Origin of the sequence: Lysinibacillus sp. NPDC056232 (assembly GCF_042267565.1) — a bacterium.
Classification (GTDB): domain Bacteria; phylum Bacillota; class Bacilli; order Bacillales_A; family Planococcaceae; genus Lysinibacillus.
Window position 1 is genome coordinate 1 of sequence record NZ_JBHJTF010000098.1, and the last position, 1,468, is coordinate 1,468.

At 35.4% G+C, this 1,468-nt stretch carries 2 protein-coding genes; both read right to left on the reverse strand.

All coding sequences use genetic code 11. The features are described 5' to 3' along the window. Nucleotides 1-40 precede the first annotated feature (40 nt). Nucleotides 41-1,051: an IS3 family transposase gene (locus ACFCYJ_RS27435; RefSeq protein ID WP_376079117.1), complete on the reverse strand. Its 1,011-nt coding sequence runs from the start codon at nt 1,049-1,051 to the stop codon at nt 41-43. Beyond that, nucleotides 946-1,371, reverse strand: coding sequence for an HTH domain-containing protein (locus ACFCYJ_RS27440; protein WP_376079115.1), 426 nt, complete (start codon nt 1,369-1,371; stop codon nt 946-948). The genes ACFCYJ_RS27435 and ACFCYJ_RS27440 overlap by 106 nt, the downstream gene beginning before the upstream one ends. Between the last annotated feature and the right edge of the window lie 97 nt (nt 1,372-1,468).

The window sequence follows — 1,468 nt, forward strand, 5'->3', positions numbered from 1 at the left end:
CTATAATATGTACCCTTTGTAAAGGACATTTTAAAAAAGGTTAGGCAACTTTCTGAAGCTGCTGTCTGTATTTTGCAGGCGGCAGCTTATTTAAATTCCATTGCCCTCGATAATGATTGTAGTAAATCATATAACTCTTAATTTCTTTCTTTACTTCTTCTAACGTTTCACATGCTCTAATTGTTGTTTCATCTTTAAAATGTCCAAAGAATGATTCTTGTGGCGCATTATCCCAACAATTCCCTCGACGTGACATGGACTGCCCCAAGCCAATTTTCTTTACTAAGGCTTGGAATTTTGGATTCGTATAGTGGAAACCTTGATCCGAATGGATAAAGGCATCTTCCCTTAAATGGCGATGCTTCTTCAATTTATGTAACGTGTTGAGCGCAATTTCTATACTCAACGTAGAAGATACTTCATAAGCTAAAATTTCATTTGTTTCAGCGTCTTTTATCGTTGATAAATAAGCACGTTTACCACCGCCATATGTTAAATATGTGATATCGGTTAGTAATACTTTTCCTGCTACACCTTGCTTGAAGTTACGGTCTAAATTGTTAGGGCATGTGCGATGTTCCTTTGTTGCTTTTGCCATACGACGTGCTGGATTCGCTTTTCGAATAGGGCAGACAATATTAAATTTCTTCATAATGCGACGAATACGCTTGAGGTTGTAGATAATTTCATATTGGTTTTCAAGTGTCATTTTTATTTGACGTGCACCTTTCTTTCGTCCTCGGAAATGAAAGGCCTTTAAAATAACCTCTTTTACCACTTCATCTTCTTCATTCTGTTTTTGACGAGTTAAGACAGCTTCTTCACTAAAATAGCGATAGTAGCCTGAGCGTGAAACATTTGCGATTTCACAAAGATATCTTACCATTCTTTTTAATTGATATTTTTCCATAATTTGATGGATTAATTCAAATTTTTGTGCAGTACTTATTTTGATTTCTTCCTCATCAGCTGCCTTTCGAGTTGATCTAGCTTTTTTAAAAGTTCGTTTTCTGCTTCTAATAATTTCATCTTCGCCTCTAAGCGGACGTATTTTTCTTCTAAACTTAATTCACGCTCTAAAGGGCGACCTGAAGCATGTTTTCTGGCATCTTCTAAACCTGATAGCCCATGCTCTTTATAAGCCATACGCCAACGATTCGAAGCTCTCCGAATACGTGTCGAACCAAGGGCTTCAATATCAAAACCCGCCTCAAGGAAAATTTCACTTGGATATTTTCCTTTATCGTATTCATCAATAAAAAATTCTTTAAATTCATCTGTATAAGTAATGGCTTTTGCGCTTACCGTTTTAACGTATGGATTTAATTTTAATTGTGCCTGTTGTTGTTTCGAAAATAAATTTTTAGTCATACTATTAACCACCGCTCGTTTTTTCTTCATTATAAACAAAAATACCCTATAAGATGACCTTTTTGAAAGTGTCTATCTTATAGGGTACATTTTACTA